15 protein-coding genes and 1 other RNA gene are annotated in these 19,197 nt (G+C 47.4%); 11 read left to right on the plus strand and 5 right to left on the minus strand.

Annotated elements, in window-relative coordinates; translation table 11 throughout:
- Positions 1-310 precede the first annotated feature (310 nt).
- The 5 genes from ACO0K1_RS03690 to ompA form a co-directional block, all read right to left on the minus strand.
- Entirely contained in the window at positions 311-1,570 is a 1,260-nt protein-coding gene (locus ACO0K1_RS03690; RefSeq protein ID WP_423022818.1) for a tyrosine-type recombinase/integrase, read from the minus strand.
- 197 nt (positions 1,571-1,767) lie between these two features.
- Positions 1,768-2,127, minus strand: a transfer-messenger RNA (tmRNA) gene (ssrA, locus tag ACO0K1_RS03695).
- A gap of 44 nt (positions 2,128-2,171) precedes the next feature.
- On the minus strand, positions 2,172-2,849 hold the full coding sequence (locus ACO0K1_RS03700; protein ID WP_423022820.1) for an HAD family hydrolase: 678 nt from the start codon (positions 2,847-2,849) through the stop codon (positions 2,172-2,174).
- A gap of 69 nt (positions 2,850-2,918) precedes the next feature.
- Positions 2,919-3,623 carry a bifunctional 2-polyprenyl-6-hydroxyphenol methylase/3-demethylubiquinol 3-O-methyltransferase UbiG gene (ubiG, locus tag ACO0K1_RS03705; RefSeq protein ID WP_423022822.1) on the minus strand — a complete coding sequence of 235 codons (705 nt, stop codon included), beginning with the start codon at positions 3,621-3,623 and terminating at the stop codon, positions 2,919-2,921.
- Between the two features lie 240 nt (positions 3,624-3,863).
- Positions 3,864-4,523 (minus strand): outer membrane protein OmpA, encoded by a 660-nt coding sequence (ompA, locus tag ACO0K1_RS03710; RefSeq protein WP_423022824.1) that lies wholly within the window; start codon positions 4,521-4,523, stop codon positions 3,864-3,866.
- A gap of 799 nt (positions 4,524-5,322) precedes the next feature.
- Here ompA and gyrA point away from each other — a divergent pair.
- From gyrA to ACO0K1_RS03765, 11 genes are all read left to right on the plus strand, one after another.
- Positions 5,323-7,989 carry a DNA gyrase subunit A gene (gene gyrA, locus ACO0K1_RS03715; protein WP_423022826.1) on the plus strand — a complete coding sequence of 889 codons (2,667 nt, stop codon included), beginning with the start codon at positions 5,323-5,325 and terminating at the stop codon, positions 7,987-7,989.
- Between the two features lie 4 nt (positions 7,990-7,993).
- Positions 7,994-9,097 carry a 3-phosphoserine/phosphohydroxythreonine transaminase gene (gene serC, locus ACO0K1_RS03720; protein WP_423022828.1) on the plus strand — a complete coding sequence of 368 codons (1,104 nt, stop codon included), beginning with the start codon at positions 7,994-7,996 and terminating at the stop codon, positions 9,095-9,097.
- A gap of 234 nt (positions 9,098-9,331) precedes the next feature.
- On the plus strand, positions 9,332-10,405 hold the full coding sequence (pheA, locus tag ACO0K1_RS03725) for a prephenate dehydratase (RefSeq protein ID WP_423022830.1): 1,074 nt from the start codon (positions 9,332-9,334) through the stop codon (positions 10,403-10,405).
- 7 nt (positions 10,406-10,412) lie between these two features.
- On the plus strand, positions 10,413-11,321 hold the full coding sequence (locus ACO0K1_RS03730; RefSeq protein WP_423022832.1) for a prephenate dehydrogenase: 909 nt from the start codon (positions 10,413-10,415) through the stop codon (positions 11,319-11,321).
- A gap of 67 nt (positions 11,322-11,388) precedes the next feature.
- On the plus strand, positions 11,389-12,726 hold the full coding sequence (aroA, locus tag ACO0K1_RS03735; protein ID WP_423022834.1) for a 3-phosphoshikimate 1-carboxyvinyltransferase: 1,338 nt from the start codon (positions 11,389-11,391) through the stop codon (positions 12,724-12,726).
- A gap of 75 nt (positions 12,727-12,801) precedes the next feature.
- Entirely contained in the window at positions 12,802-13,473 is a 672-nt protein-coding gene (cmk, locus tag ACO0K1_RS03740) for a (d)CMP kinase (RefSeq protein ID WP_423022836.1), read from the plus strand.
- Between the two features lie 117 nt (positions 13,474-13,590).
- Positions 13,591-15,312, plus strand: coding sequence for a 30S ribosomal protein S1 (gene rpsA / locus ACO0K1_RS03745; RefSeq protein WP_423022838.1), 1,722 nt, complete (start codon positions 13,591-13,593; stop codon positions 15,310-15,312).
- Positions 15,313-15,341: 29 nt separating this feature from the next.
- A complete protein-coding gene (locus tag ACO0K1_RS03750; RefSeq protein ID WP_186912852.1) occupies positions 15,342-15,647 on the plus strand; it encodes an integration host factor subunit beta in 306 nt (101 codons plus the stop codon).
- 245 nt (positions 15,648-15,892) lie between these two features.
- Positions 15,893-16,207 (plus strand): LapA family protein, encoded by a 315-nt coding sequence (locus tag ACO0K1_RS03755; protein WP_423022840.1) that lies wholly within the window; start codon positions 15,893-15,895, stop codon positions 16,205-16,207.
- A gap of 108 nt (positions 16,208-16,315) precedes the next feature.
- Positions 16,316-17,491, plus strand: coding sequence for a lipopolysaccharide assembly protein LapB (gene lapB, locus ACO0K1_RS03760; protein ID WP_423022842.1), 1,176 nt, complete (start codon positions 16,316-16,318; stop codon positions 17,489-17,491).
- A gap of 299 nt (positions 17,492-17,790) precedes the next feature.
- Positions 17,791-19,164, plus strand: coding sequence for a UDP-glucose dehydrogenase family protein (locus tag ACO0K1_RS03765; RefSeq protein ID WP_423022844.1), 1,374 nt, complete (start codon positions 17,791-17,793; stop codon positions 19,162-19,164).
- The last annotated feature ends 33 nt before the right edge of the window (positions 19,165-19,197 follow it).

Consider the following 19,197-nt stretch of genomic DNA (forward strand, 5'->3'; position numbering starts at 1 on the left):
TTGCGAAGTATTATTCTGTGAAGATGCTCAAATAAACCTGAAGATGCTCACGTTTTTTTCTTGAGCATCTTGAGCGCCTTGAGCACCTTGATATTAGGTTTGCAACTTTAAAGATTGAGAATATTTACATCAGGAATAGCCTGAAAGCTAAAAACTCAACATCAACTGTCGCAAGTGTCGCAACTGTCACTGTCGCAAAACCTCAGAATAGATAATCTGTGATACCAAGTTATAAGGTGTTACTTCGTAAATTTTTCTTGAGGTGAAACAAGGTTTAATATCCAAGTCGCGTTTCAAACGCGGTAGGGCGCTACGCTGCTCTAAATGGTATGACCTGAGCGCCAGACTTTAGGCCGTCCGCATAGTCCGCCCACGCTTGCATCATCTTTCTACGTTCATCAAGATACTGCGCTTTCTGATATACGCCTTTAACGCCTTGTTCTTTATGGGCTAACTGACGGTCGATAGCGTCTGTATTCCAGCCCATTTCTGCCAGCATTGTTGCTGCTGTATGCCTGAAACCATGCGGTTGAATAATGTCACTGCTGTAGCCAAGGGTTTTCAGCGCGGCATTGATCGTATTTTCAGATAGTGGACGTTCGCCCGCGCGAACACCAAAGACATATTCACCATGCCCGGTAAGTGCTTGTAACCCCTGTAGTTTCGTGGCTACCTGATTAGACAAGGGTACGATATGGTCTGTCTTGGTTTTTGTCGCAATATAGCGCCACTCTCTAGTCTCAAGGTCAATATCTCGCCATTTGGCGCACCTAAACTCAGCGGGTCGGGTAAATACCAAGGGCAATAGAGAAAGGGCGACCTTCACCATGGGAGTGCCAGCATAATTATCTATGTCGCGTAGAAGTTGCCCTAACTGCTTAGGGTCTGTGATATGAGAGAAGTTTTTGCCGACATGCTTAGGCAGCGCGCCAATTAGGTCTGCGGCAATATCACGCTTTGCTTTCCCGTTAGCGATAGCATATCGCCATATTTGACCATTGACAGCTCGCAACCGGTTAGCCGCTTCTGTTGCGCCGCGTTGTTGAACTCTGCGCAAACATTCCAATAGATCAGGTGCTTCTATGTCGGCAATAGGTTTGCGGCCTAACCACGGTATTAAATCTTTTTCAAGATAAGCTAGAGTGCGGCTGGAATGACTTTCTGACCATGATGGCTTCATGCCCTCGAACCACTCCATAGCAATATGAGCAAATGAATCAACAGTGGGTAAGCCGGAATCTTCGCGTTTCTCAATGGCAATTTGCTCTTTCTGCTTCGCTATACCTTCTTTGCGTAACGCGCTGGGATCTCTCTTGGCAGATATCTCCTCCCGCGCTGCCTTTGCCTTTTCTCTGGCTGTTGCTAAAGTAGTATCGGGATATTTGCCGAGACTAATAGATTTTCTTTTGCCCGCGAAAGTGTAGTTAAAGCGCCAAGCCCTGCCGCCGCCTTTTACTGCCAGCAATAATACTAAGCCGCCGCCATCATCAAGGCGCTGTTTGCCCTTGTATTCGGTCGCACCTGCCTTAATCGCTCTCAGGGTTGTATCACTGAGCTTTTCTATTGCCATGATGCACCATGTAGTAACTGTAAAATGTAGTAACTAGAAAGTGTAGTAACTCATTAAATGTCAGTTACTACGATAGTTACTACATATTAGCGTAGGTTACTACAGCAATCAATGGGCAACGCTAGGCGAAAAAAAACCCAGTTACCTATGAGAGTAGCTGGGTTTTGGTCATACATTGTCATGCTTTTGCAGTAATTTGGTGGAGTCGGCGGGAATCGAACCCGCGTCCAGAAGCACTCTACAGACAGTTCTACATACTTAGTGCTGCCATTTGATTTAATCTTGACGACGCGGACGCACACGCTGCGGCAAGACGAGTTACCTATTATTTAATCCTGAGCCAAGTAACCCGACCCAAGACGATTCCATATGAATGTCCTTACTGCTGTTGCCAGCCCACCCTATGGACGAGGTAGTGTAAGGTTAGCCGGTATTAAGCGGCTAATGCGTACGAGTTATCGTTTGCAGTTATAAATTTCAGATTGTATTTACGAGGTAGTCTGGCCTCGGTATGCCCTGCGCTGCTTTGCAACCCCTGTCGAAACCTGGTCGACCCCTAAGCTTGCTAGTATACCTCAAATGGAGATGAAGGGCAGGAGATTCAAGAGCTGCTCGTTTTTAAATGTTTGGCACGTACTATGTCCAGTAATTCTAAAGGGCTATGTAAAATCAAATCTGCCTCCCAATGAGCAGGTTCTGTTGCGCCACAATAACCCCAGGCGGCGGCGATACTATGCATGCCGGCAGCCTTTGCTGCTTGGATATCACGCAAATCATCGCCCACATACCAGCAATGTGCAGCATCTATACCGAGTTGTCTTGCTGCTTCATAGAGCGGCGCTGGATGAGGTTTTGCGTGTGGTGTCGTGTCACCTGAAATGATGCATCGCGCTTGCTTTAAATCCAGTAAGGGTACGAGTGCATCCGTAAAACGCATTGCTTTATTTGTGATAATGCCCCACGGCAACAGCAACTGATCAATGCCACTCAGCAGGCCTGGAACTTCTTCAAACAAACAACTTTGGTCGGCAATTGCAGATGCATATTGATCTAAAAACTCGACACGCATTGCTTCGTAGATAGGATCTGTTGGCGCCACATTAAAACCTGCGCCAATCAGGCCGCGAGCACCTGCGGATGCGTAAGGACGCAGTTGCTCATAGGGTGCCGGTGGCAAGTTTCGTCTGACGCGCATAACGTTGACTGCTGCCGCCAAATCGGGTGCCGTATCGGCCAGCGTACCGTCGAGATCAAATAGAATTGCTTTTGGAGTTTGCATGAAATTTAAAAAAGTCGTCTGAGCTGAATCGGAATGATTGAGCTCAGATTGGGTATAGGCGGCGTTGACTTAAACTGGTTTTGTGCAAGCGATCATGTAATTGACACTCGTGTCATTATTGAGCGAATACATTTTTGTTATAGGGTTGTAACTGAGGCCTTTCATTGCATGTAAATCCAGGCCTGCATTACGCACATCTTGCGTCAATTCTGCCGGGGTTATGAACTTGGCATAGTCATGTGTGCCCTTAGGGAGTAATTGTAGGACGTATTCTGCCCCGATAATTGCGAACAGATAGGATTTTATATTGCGATTGAGAGTGGAAAAGAAGACATTGCCACCTGGTTTGACCATTTTGGTACAGGCGCGAACGATGGATGCCGAGTCTGGCACATGTTCCAACATTTCCATGCAAGTGACGACGTCGAATTGTCCGGCTTCAAGCTCAGCCATGTCCTCGGCAGGTATTTTTTTATAACGCACTGCAACGCCTGACTCAAGGCCATGTAAGTCCGCAACTTTCAAGGCTCTGTCGGATAAATCAATGCCAGTGACGGTCGCACCTTTCTTAGCCATCGATTCCGCCAGGATGCCGCCCCCACATCCCACATCAATGACGTTTTTGCCAGCCAATGGAATGCGCTGATTAATCCATTCAAGGCGTAAAGGGTTGATTTCATGAAGCGGGCGGAATTCAGAGGTTGGATCCCACCAGCGATGGGCAAGTTCACTGAATTTTTGAATTTCTGCTGGATCTGCGTTGATAGTAGACATGATGTAATCGCTGAAGCACATGAGGTGCGAATGGCAAAGAACGTATTGTAGGCCATTCGGACAGATGCCGCATTAGCCGACATCAAATCGTGAAGGTTTGAGGGTGGCGGCGTAAGCTTCTTATTAAAGCTAAGTCAGGCTTGCCAGAGTGAAGTGCTTGCTTTGCAATGCATGACTTGAGTCTGGAAAACAAAAAGCCCCGCAATTGCGGGGCTTTTACACAACTAAACCGAAGTTTAATTATTTAGTTACTGTGTGAGTACCAACAACTTCGATCTCTACACGGCGGTTTTTAGCACGGCCTTCTGCTGTTTTGTTGTCAGCAACAGGTTGTTTTTTGCCTTTGCCTTCAGTGTACACGCGGTTAGCTTCGATACCTTTAGTTACCAAGTATGCTTTAACTGCTTCAGCGCGACGGATGGACAATTTTTGGTTGTATGCATCTGTACCAACAGAGTCAGTATGACCAACAGCAACAACAACTTCCAGGTTGATTTGTTTCAACTTATCAGCCATGTCGTCCAGTTGTTTTTTGCCTTCTGGTTTCAATACAGCTTTGTCGAAGTCAAACAACGCGCTAGCAGCGAAAGTTACTTTTTCGGAAGTAACGACTGGTGCAGCTGGTTTTGGTGCTGGTGGCGCTGGCACTACAGCTGGAGCTGGTTTTGGTGCAGGAGCAGGAGCTGCTTCTTTTACCAATGGTGCATCGCAACCTGCAACTGCGTCAGCTGGGGTGTAGTACCCAGTACGCCAGCACAGACCGAATGGGTCAGTAGCGATAACACCGCGACCATCCTGAACGTAAGCACTGTTAGGTGTGCTTGCTTTGATGTCTTGTGCGGATACAGAAAAGGAAGCCACTGCGGACGCTGCGATAACGAGCTTAACTAAAATTTTCATATTTCTCCTCTCGGGTGAGATTGAATTACCGCAGATTAAACTGCGCAAAATGCTGCATAAAACCGGATGATACCACGAGCTTGAAAACAATACCATTTCGGCAAACAAGCTTCGTTCCTTCGGACGTATTTTGCCATAGTTAGAACCGACATAGGCCCTCTTGATAATTCATTAGAGCGACGAGTTCGCAAATATGTCGTGTATTGGCAACGAAATTGTCAGAAGTTTGTTGGTTTTAGAGTAATTTTGATGGGTTTTTTGGAAAGTTTCTCCAAATGTTAATCTTTGTCTTTGAGATGGTATTCATGTTGTTGCTAATGTGATGACATCTTTATTTCTCATAGATTGCCTGGAAGTGGTGTATTTCGTCGAAAAATAATGTCCTTTTTTGTGAAGATAGTTCGCCCTTTTCGCAAATAAGAATGTAAAAAAACTTTTTGAATATGTGGAAATGCTGCAACGCACTATCTTTAATTGAAATGTGAACAAAAAAATTGATTCAAAACAATGTAAGCACTTTGGGTACGCATGTATTTAACTGCACTTAGGTAAAGTGTGGATAAGTAAAGTATGGAAATGCTATTTATGACGCTTCAAGAGCCACAGGCATGTTAGAATCAAGAGTTAAATGTCATATAAATTAATCTGACTTACACAAGTCGTCTGGGGCAGTTGACCAGGTTCAGCGTTGGCCTGTTTGTTGAGGTACCAGTTGAATGGCGCTGTCCAGATGTGTGGGGGCTCTGATTAATATTCATGGCGTCATCAATTAACCAAGCTCTAATTTGCCGGCCTGCCAATGGATCAATTCGCAAAAGAAACACTCCCGATTTCCCTTGAAGAAGAAATGCGCAAGAGTTACCTCGATTACGCCATGAGCGTCATCGTTGGTCGAGCCTTGCCGGATGTGCGTGATGGCTTAAAGCCAGTGCATCGTCGCGTTTTGTTCGCGATGCATGAAATGAATAACGTCTATAACCGTCCTTTCGTGAAATGTGCACGTGTGGTCGGTGAAGTCATGGGTAAGTATCACCCGCATGGCGACGCTTCTATTTACGACACTCTGGTACGTATGGCGCAGGATTTCTCTTTGCGTTACACGCTTGTTGATGGTCAGGGTAACTTCGGTTCCGTCGACGGCGACAATGCTGCGGCGATGCGTTATACCGAATGTCGCCTCGATAAAATCGCCAATGAAATTCTGGCCGATATTGAAAAAGAAACCGTCGATTTCGTCCCTAACTACGACGGTAAAGAAAAAGAACCATCCGTATTGCCGACCCGTATTCCTAACTTGCTGATCAACGGCGCTTCCGGGATCGCGGTGGGTATGGCGACAAATATTCCGCCACATAATATTACTGAAGTCATTAACGGTGCGTTGCACGTGTTGCGCAATGCAGATTGCACGATTGATGAACTGATCGAAATTATCCCGGCACCAGATTTCCCGACAGCCGGTATTATTTATGGCGTCTCCGGCGTACGCGATGGTTATCGCACAGGCCGTGGCCGCGTTGTGATGCGCGCTAAGACGCATTTTGAAGAATTCGGCAAAGACAATCGTACTGCACTGATCGTCGATGAGTTGCCGTATCAGGTTAATAAGAAATCCTTGCTTGAACGTATCGCTGAATTAGTGCGCGACAAAAAGCTCGAAGGTATTTCTGATATTCGCGATGAATCGGATAAATCCGGTATGCGCGTTGTGATCGAATTAAAGCGCGGCGAAGTGCCCGACGTCGTTCTCAATAACCTGTACAAACAAACGCAATTGCAAGATACGTTTGGTATGAACATGGTGGCGCTGGTCAATGGTCAGCCAAAATTGCTGAATTTAAAGCAAATGCTGGAATGTTTCTTGTCGCATCGCCGTGAGGTTGTGACACGCCGTACCGTATTTGAATTACGCAAAGCCCGCGAGCGTGGTCATGTGCTCGAAGGTCTTGCTGTTGCTTTGGCAAATATCGATGATTTCATCGCGATCATTAAAGCCGCTCCAACACCGCCAATCGCGAAACAAGAATTGATGACGCGTGCGTGGGATAGCTCCATGGTACGTGAAATGTTGACGCGTACAGCGGCTGACAATCCAGGTGGCATCGCTGCCTTCCGCCCAGAGAATCTGCCTGCGCATTACGGTATTCAAAACGACGGTTTATACAAACTGTCGGATGATCAGGCACAAGAAATTCTGCAAATGCGTTTGCAACGTTTGACTGGTCTGGAGCAAGATAAGATCGTCAACGAATACAAAGATGTGATGGCTGAAATCGCTGATTTGCTCGATATTTTGTCGAAGCCAGAGCGCGTGACAACCATCATCACCGATGAATTGACATTAGCGAAAAACGAATACGGCGAAGGCAACAAAGATGTACGTCGTTCAGAAATCACGCATAACGCCACGGATCTGGAAACCGAAGATTTAATTACGCCGCAAGATATGGTCGTGACTTTGTCACACACCGGTTACATGAAATCGCAACCGCTGTCTGAATACCGCGCGCAAAAACGCGGCGGTCGCGGCAAGCAGGCGACAGCAACCAAAGACGATGACTGGATCGAACAATTATTCGTCGCCAATACACATGATTACATCCTGTGCTTCAGTAACCGTGGTCGTTTGTACTGGTTGAAAGTCTGGGAAGTACCACAAGGTTCTCGTACTTCACGTGGTAAGCCTATTGTGAATATGTTCCCGCTGCAAGACGGTGAAAAAATTACAGTCATTCTGCCTTTGTCAGGCGATAACCGTAGCTTCCCTGAAGATCATTATGTCTTCATGGCGACTAGCCTTGGTACTGTGAAGAAAACACCGTTAACGGATTTCAGTAACCCACGTAAAGCCGGCATTATTGCGGTCGATTTGGATGAAGGCGATTTCCTGATCGGTGCAGCATTGACCGATGGCAAACACGATGTCATGTTGTTCTCTGATTCTGGTAAAGCAGTCCGCTTTGATGAAAATGATGTACGTCCTATGGGGCGTACCGCACGTGGCGTTCGTGGTATGAATCTGGATGAATCGCAACAAGTGATTGCTTTGTTAGTGGCAGAAAATGAGCAGCAATCAGTCTTGACAGCGACGGAAAATGGCTTCGGCAAACGTACACCGATCACGGAATACACACGTCACGGTCGTGGTACCAAAGGGATGATCGCAATCCAGACGTCTGAGCGTAACGGTAAAGTCGTCGCTGCAACCCTGGTTGAAGCAACTGATGAAATCATGCTGATTACAACGGGTGGTGTGTTGATCCGTACCCGCGTTTCTGAAATTCGCGAAATGGGTCGTGCAACACAAGGCGTGACACTGATCGCCGTTGAAGACGGCACGAAGTTGTCTGGCTTGCAGCGTATCGTTGAAACGGATGCAGACCCAGAGGCGATTGATTCTGCCGATGTTGGTGAGGTTGATGCAAGCGCTTCGGATGCCAGTCCAGATGCTGATGTAGCGGAGTAATTGAATGACGGTCATCTACAATTTTTCAGCCGGTCCGGCGGTCTTGCCTAAAGAGGTTTTGCAGCAAGCCGCTGCCGAGATGTTAGATTGGCATGGCAGTGGTATGTCTGTCATGGAGATGAGTCACAGGGGCGCGGAATTCATGTCGATCATGGATGCCGCGCAACAAGATTTGCGTGATTTGCTGGCGATCCCGGCAAATTACAAAATCCTGTTTTTGCAGGGTGGTGGTTTAGGTGAGAACGCGATTGTTCCCATGAACTTAATGGGCTTGCGTCCAGATGCGACAATCGACTTTGTGCATACCGGTTCGTGGAGTGGCAAGTCCATCAAAGAAGCGCAGAAATACGCTAAGGTGAATGTCGCAGCCTCTGCTGCTGAAAACGGATTCACCTCTGTGCCTGCACGTGATAGCTGGAAATTGACAGCCGATGCCGCGTACGTGCATCTGTGCACCAACGAAACCATTGATGGGGTTGAGTATCATTTCGTGCCGGACGTCGCAGCTGATACCAATGGCGCGCCTATCGTTGCAGATATGTCTTCACATATTTTGTCACGTGAAATTGATGTGAGCCGTTACGGCGTCATCTTTGGTGGAGCGCAAAAAAATATTGGTCCCGCTGGTTTAACCATTGCGATAGTGCGCGATGATTTATTGGGGCAGGCGTTGCCGTGCTGTCCTTCTGCGTTCGATTGGAAAATCGTTGCTGAAAATGGTTCTATGTATAACACGCCACCAACCTATGCAATTTATATTGCGGGCTTGGTGTTCCAATGGCTGAAACGTCAGGGTGGCGTCGCAGCGATGGAGCAAAAAAATATCGCCAAAGCAACCTTGCTTTACGATTATCTGGACGCTACGGATTTTTATGAAAATCGCGTAGAAAAAGAGTTTCGATCGCGAATGAATGTGCCTTTCTACCTGAAAGATGAATCCTTAAATGCGAGTTTTCTTGCTGCGGCAAAAGCGCGCGGATTACTGCAATTAAAAGGGCATAAATCTGTTGGTGGTATGCGTGCATCAATTTATAACGCGATGCCCATTGAAGGTGTTCAGGCTTTGGTTCAATTTATGCAGGAATTTGCGCAAGTCTCTCACAAGTAAATTGCAACAAATTGGATTTATCTCACAGCAGAGATTGCAATAATCAGAAATATTAAATCTTCGGTGTAAAAATCTTTGTCGGCAACGCTTTCTGAGCATGGTATCCCCCATCACCTGGAAGCCGTAGCGTTGCCGGACCAGATCACAAGTCTGGTATAAGTACACGAAATATCACGCAGCTCGCCTCGAGTGCGAACTGCCTACACATTGATAAACACGGTTTTTAGGTGCAGCATGAGCGATAACAAATTACTCCCCTTACGTCAAAAAATAGACGCTATTGATGCACAGATTTTAGATCTGTTGAATCAACGCGCACGCGTCGCCGAAGAAGTCGGTCACGTTAAAGCAGAAACAAACGCGCCGGTGTTCCGTCCTGAGCGCGAAGCACAAGTATTGCGTAGCGTAGCGGAACGCAATCCCGGCCCTTTATTAAGTGACGATATTCAACTCATTTTCCGTGAAATTATGTCGGCCTGTCGTGCGCTGGAACGTCGCGTTGTTGTGGCGTTTTTAGGGCCAGTCGGCACGTTTAGCGAGCAAGCAGTTTATAAGCAATTTGGACATGCAATTCAGGCTTTGCCTTGCGTTTCGATCGACGAAGTGTTTCGCGCCACAGAAGCGGGTACTGCTGATTTTGGTGTGGTACCGATTGAAAACTCTTCCGAAGGCGCAATCAATCGTACGCTTGATTTGTTGTTGCAAACTAGCCTCGCCATCAGTGGAGAGTTAGCGATCCCAGTGCAACATAGCTTGATGAGTAAATCAGGCAACATGGAAGGGGTGAGCCGTATCTGTGCGCATTCGCAAGCACTGGCGCAGTGTCAGGCATGGTTGAATCAGCATTACCCGCATGTCGAGCGTCACGCTGTCGCATCGAATGCGGAAGCAGCGCGTATGGCGAGCGGCGACTTTACAGTTGCAGCAATTGCCAGCGAGATCGCTGGCCATCAATATAATTTGGGTATTGTCAGCGCACATATTCAAGATGATCCCCATAATCGCACTCGTTTTGCGGTCGTCGGGCGTTTGCAAACCACGCCAAGTGGCAAGGATCAAACCTCGATCGTTTTAGCAACGCCAAACAAAGCCGGCGCTGTCTACAACCTGCTGGCGCCGTTATCTAAACATGGCGTGTCAATGACGCGTTTTGAGTCGCGTCCGGCACGGACTGGCAATTGGGAATATTACTTCTACGTTGACGTCGAAGGGCATGTCAAAGACGCCAAAGTTGCGGCAGCCATGGCAGATTTGAATGACAAAGCGGCCTTCTTCAAGGTCCTCGGTTCTTACCCGTGTACTTTGTGAGCGAACGATGCAAACAGTGTTTAATCGTATCGTCATTTTCGGTGTTGGTTTAATCGGTGGTTCATTTGCCTTAGCTTTAAAAAAATCAGGATCGGTCAAGCAAATCGTAGGCGTAGGTCGTAGCCGTGCATCGCTGGAAACCGCGCAGCAGTTGGGTATCATTGATGACATTGCTGATTCGGTCGAGGAGGCTGTTAATGGTAGCGATCTGATTCTGATTGCCGCACCTGTAGCGCAGACCGAAAGTATCTTGCGTGCTATAGCGCCATTTTTGCCGGCAAATACTATTGTTACTGATGCAGGAAGTACCAAGGCAGATGTGGTGCTCGCGGCACGTGCGGCTTTGGGTAACAAAATCGCACAATTTGTTCCCGCACATCCTATCGCTGGACGTGAGTTGAATGGTCCGGAAGCAGCATTGACTGATTTGTACGTTGGTAAAAAAGTCGTTATCACACGCTTGCCAGAAAATACAGATCAAGGTGTTGCGGCAGTTGGCTGGGCATGGCAACAATGCGGCGCAATCATTCATCAGCTTAATCCGGCACAGCACGACGCTGTATTTGCGGCAGTCAGTCATTTGCCACACTTGTTGGCGTATGCTTTGGTCGATGACGTAGCGCGTAAGCCGCATGCAGATACCTTGTTTCAATATGCGGCGAGTGGCTTTCGGGACTTTACGCGGATCGCTGGTTCGTCACCGGAAATGTGGCGCGACATTACGCTCGCTAACCGCGTGGCAATGCTGGAAGAGTTGGATTCTTACACCGCACGTTTAGCGATACTGCGCGAACATCTGGTGCAGGCGGATGGCGCTGCTATCGAAGGTATATACAGCCATGCTCAAAAGGCGCGTCATAATTGGATTAGCGCGATCGAGGCAGCCGAAAAGCAGCAGCGAGAAGGTGGCGATTAATTGCCGCGCCTTTTAATTTATCCTCAGATAACATTCAGATAAAACACCAATAAAAGACAGAACGAGAATGACACAACACAGCAAACATTATCCGCATTACATCGATTTGCAACCTGTGATGCACGCCCAGGGTACCGTGCGCCTGCCGGGGTCTAAAAGTATTTCTAATCGTACATTGCTGCTTGCCGCCTTGTCTGAAGGTGTGACCGAAATTAAAGATTTACTGTCTTCTGATGACACGATGGTGATGCTCAATGCCTTGCAAAAATTGGGCGTACATTGGGAACGTGAAGGCGAAACACAGAACTACATTGTGCACGGTGCCAATGGTAATTTCCCGCATCATAACGCTGATCTGTTTATGGGTAATGCGGGTACCGCGATACGCCCCTTGGTTGCCGCACTGGCAGTGATTGGCGGCGATTACACGGTGCATGGCGTTGCGCGCATGCATGAGCGCCCGATCGGCGATCTGGTGGATGCTTTAAATCACGCCGGCGCTCAAATTGATTACACCGGTAATCCTGGCTACCCGCCATTGCATATCCGTCGCGGTCATATTCATGCGCAACGTTTGCAAGTGAAAGGTAATGTATCAAGCCAATTCTTGACAGCGTTGCTGATGGCAGCGCCACTCATGGCGAAAATGCATGATGTTGTGATCGAAGTTGTAGGTGAGCTGATTTCAAAGCCATATATAGAAATCACACTGAATCTGATGCAAAGATTTGGCGTACAAGTTGAACGCGATGGTTGGCAAGCATTCACCATTAAGCAAGGGCAGCACTATAAAGCACCTGGTGTCGTGCACGTTGAGGGCGATGCATCGTCCGCTTCTTATTTCCTGGCGGCGGGCGCTATTGCGGGTGGCCCAGTGCGTGTAGAGGGCGTTGGCGCCAATAGCATACAAGGTGACGTCCGTTTTGCGGAAGCGCTGGAACACATGGGGGCGACGATTACTCGCGGCGATAACTGGATAGAAGTGCAATCGAATGGCGTGTTGCAGGCGATTGATATGGACTTTAATCATATCCCTGATGCTGCAATGACGATTGCGATTGCGGCGTTATATGCCAATGGCACCACCACTTTACGTAATATTGCGAGCTGGCGCGTCAAAGAAACGGATCGTTTATCCGCCATGGCAACAGAATTGCGCAAACTCGGTGCGGAAGTGGAAGAGGGCACCGATTACATGAAAGTCACGCCGCCAGCGCAAATCTTGGCAGCCACGATTGATACCTACGACGACCATCGCATGGCAATGTGTTTTTCACTTGCAAGTCTGGATGGCAAGGCACGACGCGGTGCGCAGATGCGTATCAATGATCCGCACTGTGTGGCGAAGACTTTTCCAGATTATTTTGAGGTGTTTGCTAAAATTAACCATCAAGAGCTTTTTTGATACTCCCAGATAGTATATAAAAATAATCTTGATTTTTTCATGATATATGAATGATTTTCACGGATACTCCCAAAAATGAGTCAGATTAGCCCAGTAATTACGATTGATGGTCCCACCGCCTCAGGTAAGGGAACCGTCGCCCACCGCGTCGCTAAACATCTTGGCTACCATTACCTCGATTCTGGTGCCCTTTATCGTTTGACGGCGCTGATGGCGCACAAGCAAGAAATCGCGCTCGATGATGAGCCAGCGCTGGCTGCTCTGGCACGTGAATTGCCTTGTCGTTTTAATCATGGTCACGTTCTATTGGATGAAATTGATGTGACAGAGGAAGTGCGGGCGGAAGCGATTGGTGTGGGCGCATCCAAAATTGCCGTTTTGCCTGAAGTGCGTAAAGCGCTTATCGATTTACAGGTGTCATTCAGAAACACCCCTGGTCTGGTGGCTGATGGTCGCGATATGGGAACCGTTATTTTCCCGGATGCGCAGTTAAAAGTTTTCTTAACAGCAAGTGCTGAGGCGCGCGCGAGTCGGCGATATAAGCAATTGATTGAAAAGGGAATTTCTGCTAATATGGAAAACTTGGTGAAAGATTTGATGGAACGCGACGCAAGGGATAGTGCCCGAACCGCAGCGCCGCTCAAGCCTTCACCAGATGCAATTATTCTCGATACGTCAGAAATTACCGCTGAACAAGCGGTGCAAAACGTGTTGGAATGGTTTGCAAAAACACAAAAATCTGCGTAGTTTTTTAAAGATACTTGTGTTGTACGTCCCCTTTGACGAGGCAAGCTTGTTAAAGGGTTGTTTAACCTAACCCGGTAAATAGTGCCATTGTGCTATTCCGGCTAACTCGTAAATATTATGTCTACTGTATTCATGTCCCAAGATTTCGCAACCGGTGCAGACAGCTTCGCAGCTTTGTTCGAAGAGTCCCTGTCACGTCAGGATATGCGTTCCGGTGAAGTGATTTCTGCTGAAGTCGTTCGTATCGACCACAACTTCGTGATCGTGAACGCAGGCTTGAAGTCTGAAGCCTTCATCCCTGTTGAAGAATTCAAAAACGACCAGGGCGACCTGGAAGTTAATATCGGCGATTTCGTTTCCGTAGCGATTGACTCGCTGGAAAACGGTTTCGGCGACACAATTTTGTCCCGTGACAAAGCTAAACGTCTGGCTTCCTGGCTCGCGCTGGAAAAAGCGCTGGAGTCTGGCGAGATCGTTACTGGTACAGTTAATGGTAAAGTTAAAGGTGGTTTGACTGTTTTGACGAACGGCATCCGCGCTTTCTTGCCAGGTTCTTTGGTTGATACACGCCCAGTTAAGGATACAACTCCTTACGAAGGCAAAACCATGGAATTCAAAGTAATCAAGCTTGACCGCAAACGTAACAACGTTGTTCTGTCGCGCCGCGCTGTTGTTGAAGCGTCCATGGGCGAAGAGCGTCAAAAATTGATGGAAACCCTGAAAGAAGGCACAGTGGTTACCGGTGTTGTTAAAAACATCACCGACTACGGCGCGTTCGTTGATCTGGGTGGCATCGATGGCTTGTTGCACATCACCGACTTGGCATGGCGTCGTGTACGTCACCCTTCCGAGGTGTTGACAGTTGGTCAGGAAATCACTGCAAAAGTATTGAAATTCGACCAAGAGAAAAACCGTGTTTCTCTGGGCGTAAAACAATTGGGCGACGACCCATGGACAGGCTTGTCCCGTCGTTACCCAGCGAACACACGTTTGTTCGGTAAAGTCACTAACCTGACCGATTACGGCGCGTTCGTTGAAGTAGAACAAGGTATCGAAGGTCTGGTACACGTTTCCGAAATGGATTGGACAAACAAAAACGTTGCACCAAACAAAGTAGTTCAATTGGGCGATGAAGTTGAAGTCATGGTTCTGGAAATCGACGAAGAACGTCGTCGTATCAGCCTCGGCATGAAACAATGTAAAGCTAATCCTTGGGATGATTTCGCGATCAATCACAAGAAAGGCGACAAAGTTCGTGGCGCAATCAAATCTATCACTGACTTCGGCGTGTTCATCGGCTTGTCCGGCAACATCGACGGTCTGGTACATTTGTCTGACTTGTCCTGGAACGAAGCTGGCGAAGAAGCAGTTCGCAAGTTCAAGAAAGGTGACGAGCTGGAAGCCATCGTTCTGGCAATCGACGTTGAACGTGAGCGCGTTTCCCTGGGCGTTAAGCAATTGGAAGGTGACCCATTCAACAACTACTGCGCAATGAACGACAAAGGTGCTATCGTTGTTGGTACAGTCAAATCTGTTGAATCCAAAGGCGCAGTGATCCAATTGGCAGACGACGTTGAAGGCTACCTGCGTGCATCAGAAATCTCCCGCGATCGCGTGGAAGATGCTGGTACACACCTGAAAGTCGGCGACAGCGTTGAAGCGTTGGTTCTGAACATCGACCGTAAAGCACGTGGTATCCAGTTGTCTATCAAAGCAAAAGATAGCGCTGAAACACAAGAAGCAATGCAAAAAATGTCGACAGCCGTTGACGCTAACGCAGCTTCTGGTACTACAAGCCTGGGCGCGTTGTTGAAAGCTAAGCTCGACAACAAAAACTAAGCTCAATCTAGTCATTAGGTCTCATACATATGACGAAGTCGGAGCTGATAGCTCGTCTGGCAGAGCGATATCCACAACTGGTCGCTAAAGATGTGGATGTCGCTGTCAAAACCATCCTAGATGCGATGTCCGATGCTTTGGCAACCGGGCAACGCATTGAGATCCGTGGTTTTGGTAGCTTTGCTCTGAACAGTCGTCCACCAAGGATAGGTCGTAATCCTAAGTCTGGCGATAAAGTGATGGTGCCTGAAAAACGGGTGCCACATTTCAAACCAGGTAAGGAATTACGCGAACGTGTCGATGCCATGGTAGGGCAGCCGATACGAGATGATTAGACGGGTCGTCAGACTTCGCGCTTGACGCAAAATAAGAACGGTATATCGGTTTCTCCGATATGCCGTTTTTTTTCAGTACAATGTCTACTTTGGTAGTAAATTAGTTCACAATATAAGCTGGGTCTGAGTCACAACGCCATTGTTGTTTCAATTGCTTGGTATTGCTTTTTGGTAATTTTGCATTGAAGACATTGTCTTGCGGGTCGGTGTGGTGTGTTGCCCCTTTTTCTTTTTAGGATGCGTCCATGAAATATGTTTCCAGACTGCTTACTTTTGTACTTTTTGTTTTGTTTTTTGGCTTCGCGCTAAAGAATGATAGTGAAGTCACACTCCATTATTTTTGGGGGTATGAACAAAGAGCACCTTTAGTGATTATGCTGCTGGTATTTTTTGTTGCCGGTGCGGTTTTGGGAATATTAGCGATGGTGCCGATGATTTACCGCCATCGCCGTGATTTATCTCGCCATAAAAAGACCTTGGCTGAGATTGAAAAAGAACGTCAAGAGGCGGAGCGCGCAAGCACACAGGCACCACAACCTGATAGCATTCGTAATACTTGATTCAAGAGAAACTGAGGGTAACTATGAAATCAAAAAATTGATCGATGCCTTACTCTTTGCCGGAATCATTGGTGTTCATGCTGGATCTTTGAAAGAAAATAAGAAAAAATGGAATTTGAAATTTGGTGGTTGCTAGGCATCCCCTTGTTTTTCACTCTGGGTTGGATGGCGGCGCGTGTTGATATTCGGCAGCTATTGTCGGAATCACGTAGCTTACCCAATGGTTATTTTAAAGGGCTCAATTTCTTATTAAACGAGCAGCCGGATAAAGCGATTGACGCTTTTATCGAGATTGTTCGTCTCGATCCTGAATCCGTTGAGTTGCATTTTGCCCTTGGTAACTTGTTTCGCCGCCGTGGAGAGACGGAGCGAGCTATTCGCGTGCATCAAAATTTGCTGGCGCGTCCAGATTTGCCGATTGAGCAAAAGACGCAGGCTCGATTTGAATTGGGTCAGGATTATCTGAAGGCAGGTTTACTTGATCGTGCTGAAGAAACGTTTACAGTTTTGCTTACTGGTAACTATGAAGCTCAGGCAAGACGTGCCTTATTAGAGATTTATCAGCGTGAAAAAGAGTGGGCAAGAGCCATTGAGGCAGCACACGCATTGCAAGAAGCAGGTGCCGGCGGAAGGCAAAAAGAAATCGCCCAGTTTTACTGCGAAATCGCTGAGGATGAATTAGTGCATACCAATGCCGAGGCAGCAATGGTGATGCTGGATAAAGCGCTGGCAACTGATCGTCATAATGTTCGCGCTACGATACTTTCTGGTGATGTTTATCAGGCGAAGGGTGATACTGAGAAGGCAGTATTAACCTGGCGCCGCGTCGAACAACAAAGCGTACCCCACGTGGCATTGGTGGCGCAGAGATTGATGGATGGTTATCGCAAGCTGGAACGTCCTCAAGAGGGTTTGAATTTACTAAAAAATTATCTGGCAGAAGCGCCATCGATCGATTTGTTAGAGGTGGTGTTTAAGGCCACGCTGGAGCTTGATACGGTCGCTGCGGCAAATCAACTGGTTCGCGATGAATTGCGGCGGACGCCGACCCTGCTCGGTCTGGACAAACTATTGGATGCGCGCATGATCGACGCCCCGGCAGAAGTGCGTCCAGAATTGGCGATTGTTAAAAATTTGGTACATGGTTATGCGCAAAAACTGGCACGTTATCAGTGCTCACATTGTGGATTTAAAGCACGTCAATTTTATTGGCATTGCCCTGGCTGCAGTCGCTGGGAAACCTACCCGCCAAGGCGCACTGAAGAACTGAATGTGATGAACTAAGTGATTGACTCATTAATGAGTCAGTAATGAGTCAGTAATGAGTCAGATAGCGAATCAAAAAATGAATCAAAAAATGAATCAAAAAATGAATCAAATAATGAATCAAATAATGAATCAAGCAGAGAATTAAAATTTGCCTTAAACCTTGAACTAAGCCGTGAATTCGTTTTTGAATTATTCGGTGAAAAGAAGTGACGATACGAATGCAACGCGACAGCTTTTAAAAGAAATCGCTGCTTGCACCATATTTGCGTTCATATCGAAACACGACCTCAGCATTTTTAGATTGTGATCATAAAATGAAAATTACTATTATTGGCACCGGCTACGTTGGATTGGTAACAGGTGCGTGTCTTGCGGAATTAGGCAACGATGTTTTTTGCCTTGACGTTGATGCCAGAAAAATTGAAATTTTGAATAATGGTGGTATCCCAATTCATGAACCTGGATTAGAAGAAATCGTTGCACGCAATCGTGCTGCAGGCCGGATCCGTTTTTCAACTGACGTTGAAGCCAGCGTTGCCCATGGCGATGTGCAATTTATTGCTGTCGGCACACCACCTGATGAAGACGGTTCTGCGGATTTGCAATATGTTTTGGCCGCTGCCAGAAACATTGGTAAATACATGAACGGCTTTAAGGTGATCGTCGATAAATCGACCGTACCAGTTGGCACCGCTGACCGAGTTGCCGCCGCGGTGCAGAACGAAATAGCGACGCGTAACAGCGATGCACAATTCTCGGTTGTGTCGAATCCAGAGTTCTTAAAAGAAGGCGCTGCGGTTGAAGATTTCATGCGACCAGATCGCATCGTGATTGGCTGTGATAACACGCCACAAGGTGAAAAAGCGCGTGGTTTGATGAAGAAGTTATATACGCCGTTTAACCGCAATCACGAACGTACTTACTGGATGGACGTTCGCTCGGCTGAATTTACAAAGTACGCCGCCAATGCGATGTTGGCTACACGTATTTCGTTCATGAATGAGTTGGCGAATCTGGCGGATCACGTTGGTGCGGATATTGAGGCAGTGCGCCACGGCATTGGTTCTGATCCTCGGATTGGTCATAGTTTCTTATATGCAGGCTGCGGCTATGGCGGTTCATGCTTCCCGAAAGACGTGCAAGCACTTGAGCGGACGGCACAAGACTACGGCTTGAACCTGTTGATTTTGCAGGCTGTTGAAGCTGTCAATGCGCGTCAGAAGCAGGTGCTCGGAGGCAAAATTTTGCAACGGTTTGAACAGAGTCTAAAAGGCCGTCACTTTGCGATTTGGGGATTAGCATTTAAACCAAATACCGACGACATGCGCGCTGCATCATCCCGTGTATTGTTGGGCGAGTTGCTGCGTCATGGTGCGACAGTGGCGGTCTATGACCCAGTTTCAATGGAGGAAGCAAAGCGCGTATTTGCACTGGATTTTGCAGATGCGCCAGAATTATTATCGTCAATCCGATTTGCTGAAAATCCTATGGATGCGTTGAATGATGCTGACGCATTAGCGATTGTGACTGAGTGGAAAGCGTTCCGCAGTCCCGATTTTGATCAAGTCAAAGCGCGCCTCAAGCAACCAGTTATTTTTGATGGGCGCAATTTGTTTGAACCTGGAGTTATGACGGAGATCGGTATTGAGTATCATGGCATCGGTCGCTCGGTTCTCACACGTAAGTGAGGCAACTTGTGAGTGAAACGGTAACTCAAGTAA

This window comes from Undibacterium sp. SXout20W, from assembly GCF_049340285.1.
GTDB lineage: Bacteria > Pseudomonadota > Gammaproteobacteria > Burkholderiales > Burkholderiaceae_D > Undibacterium.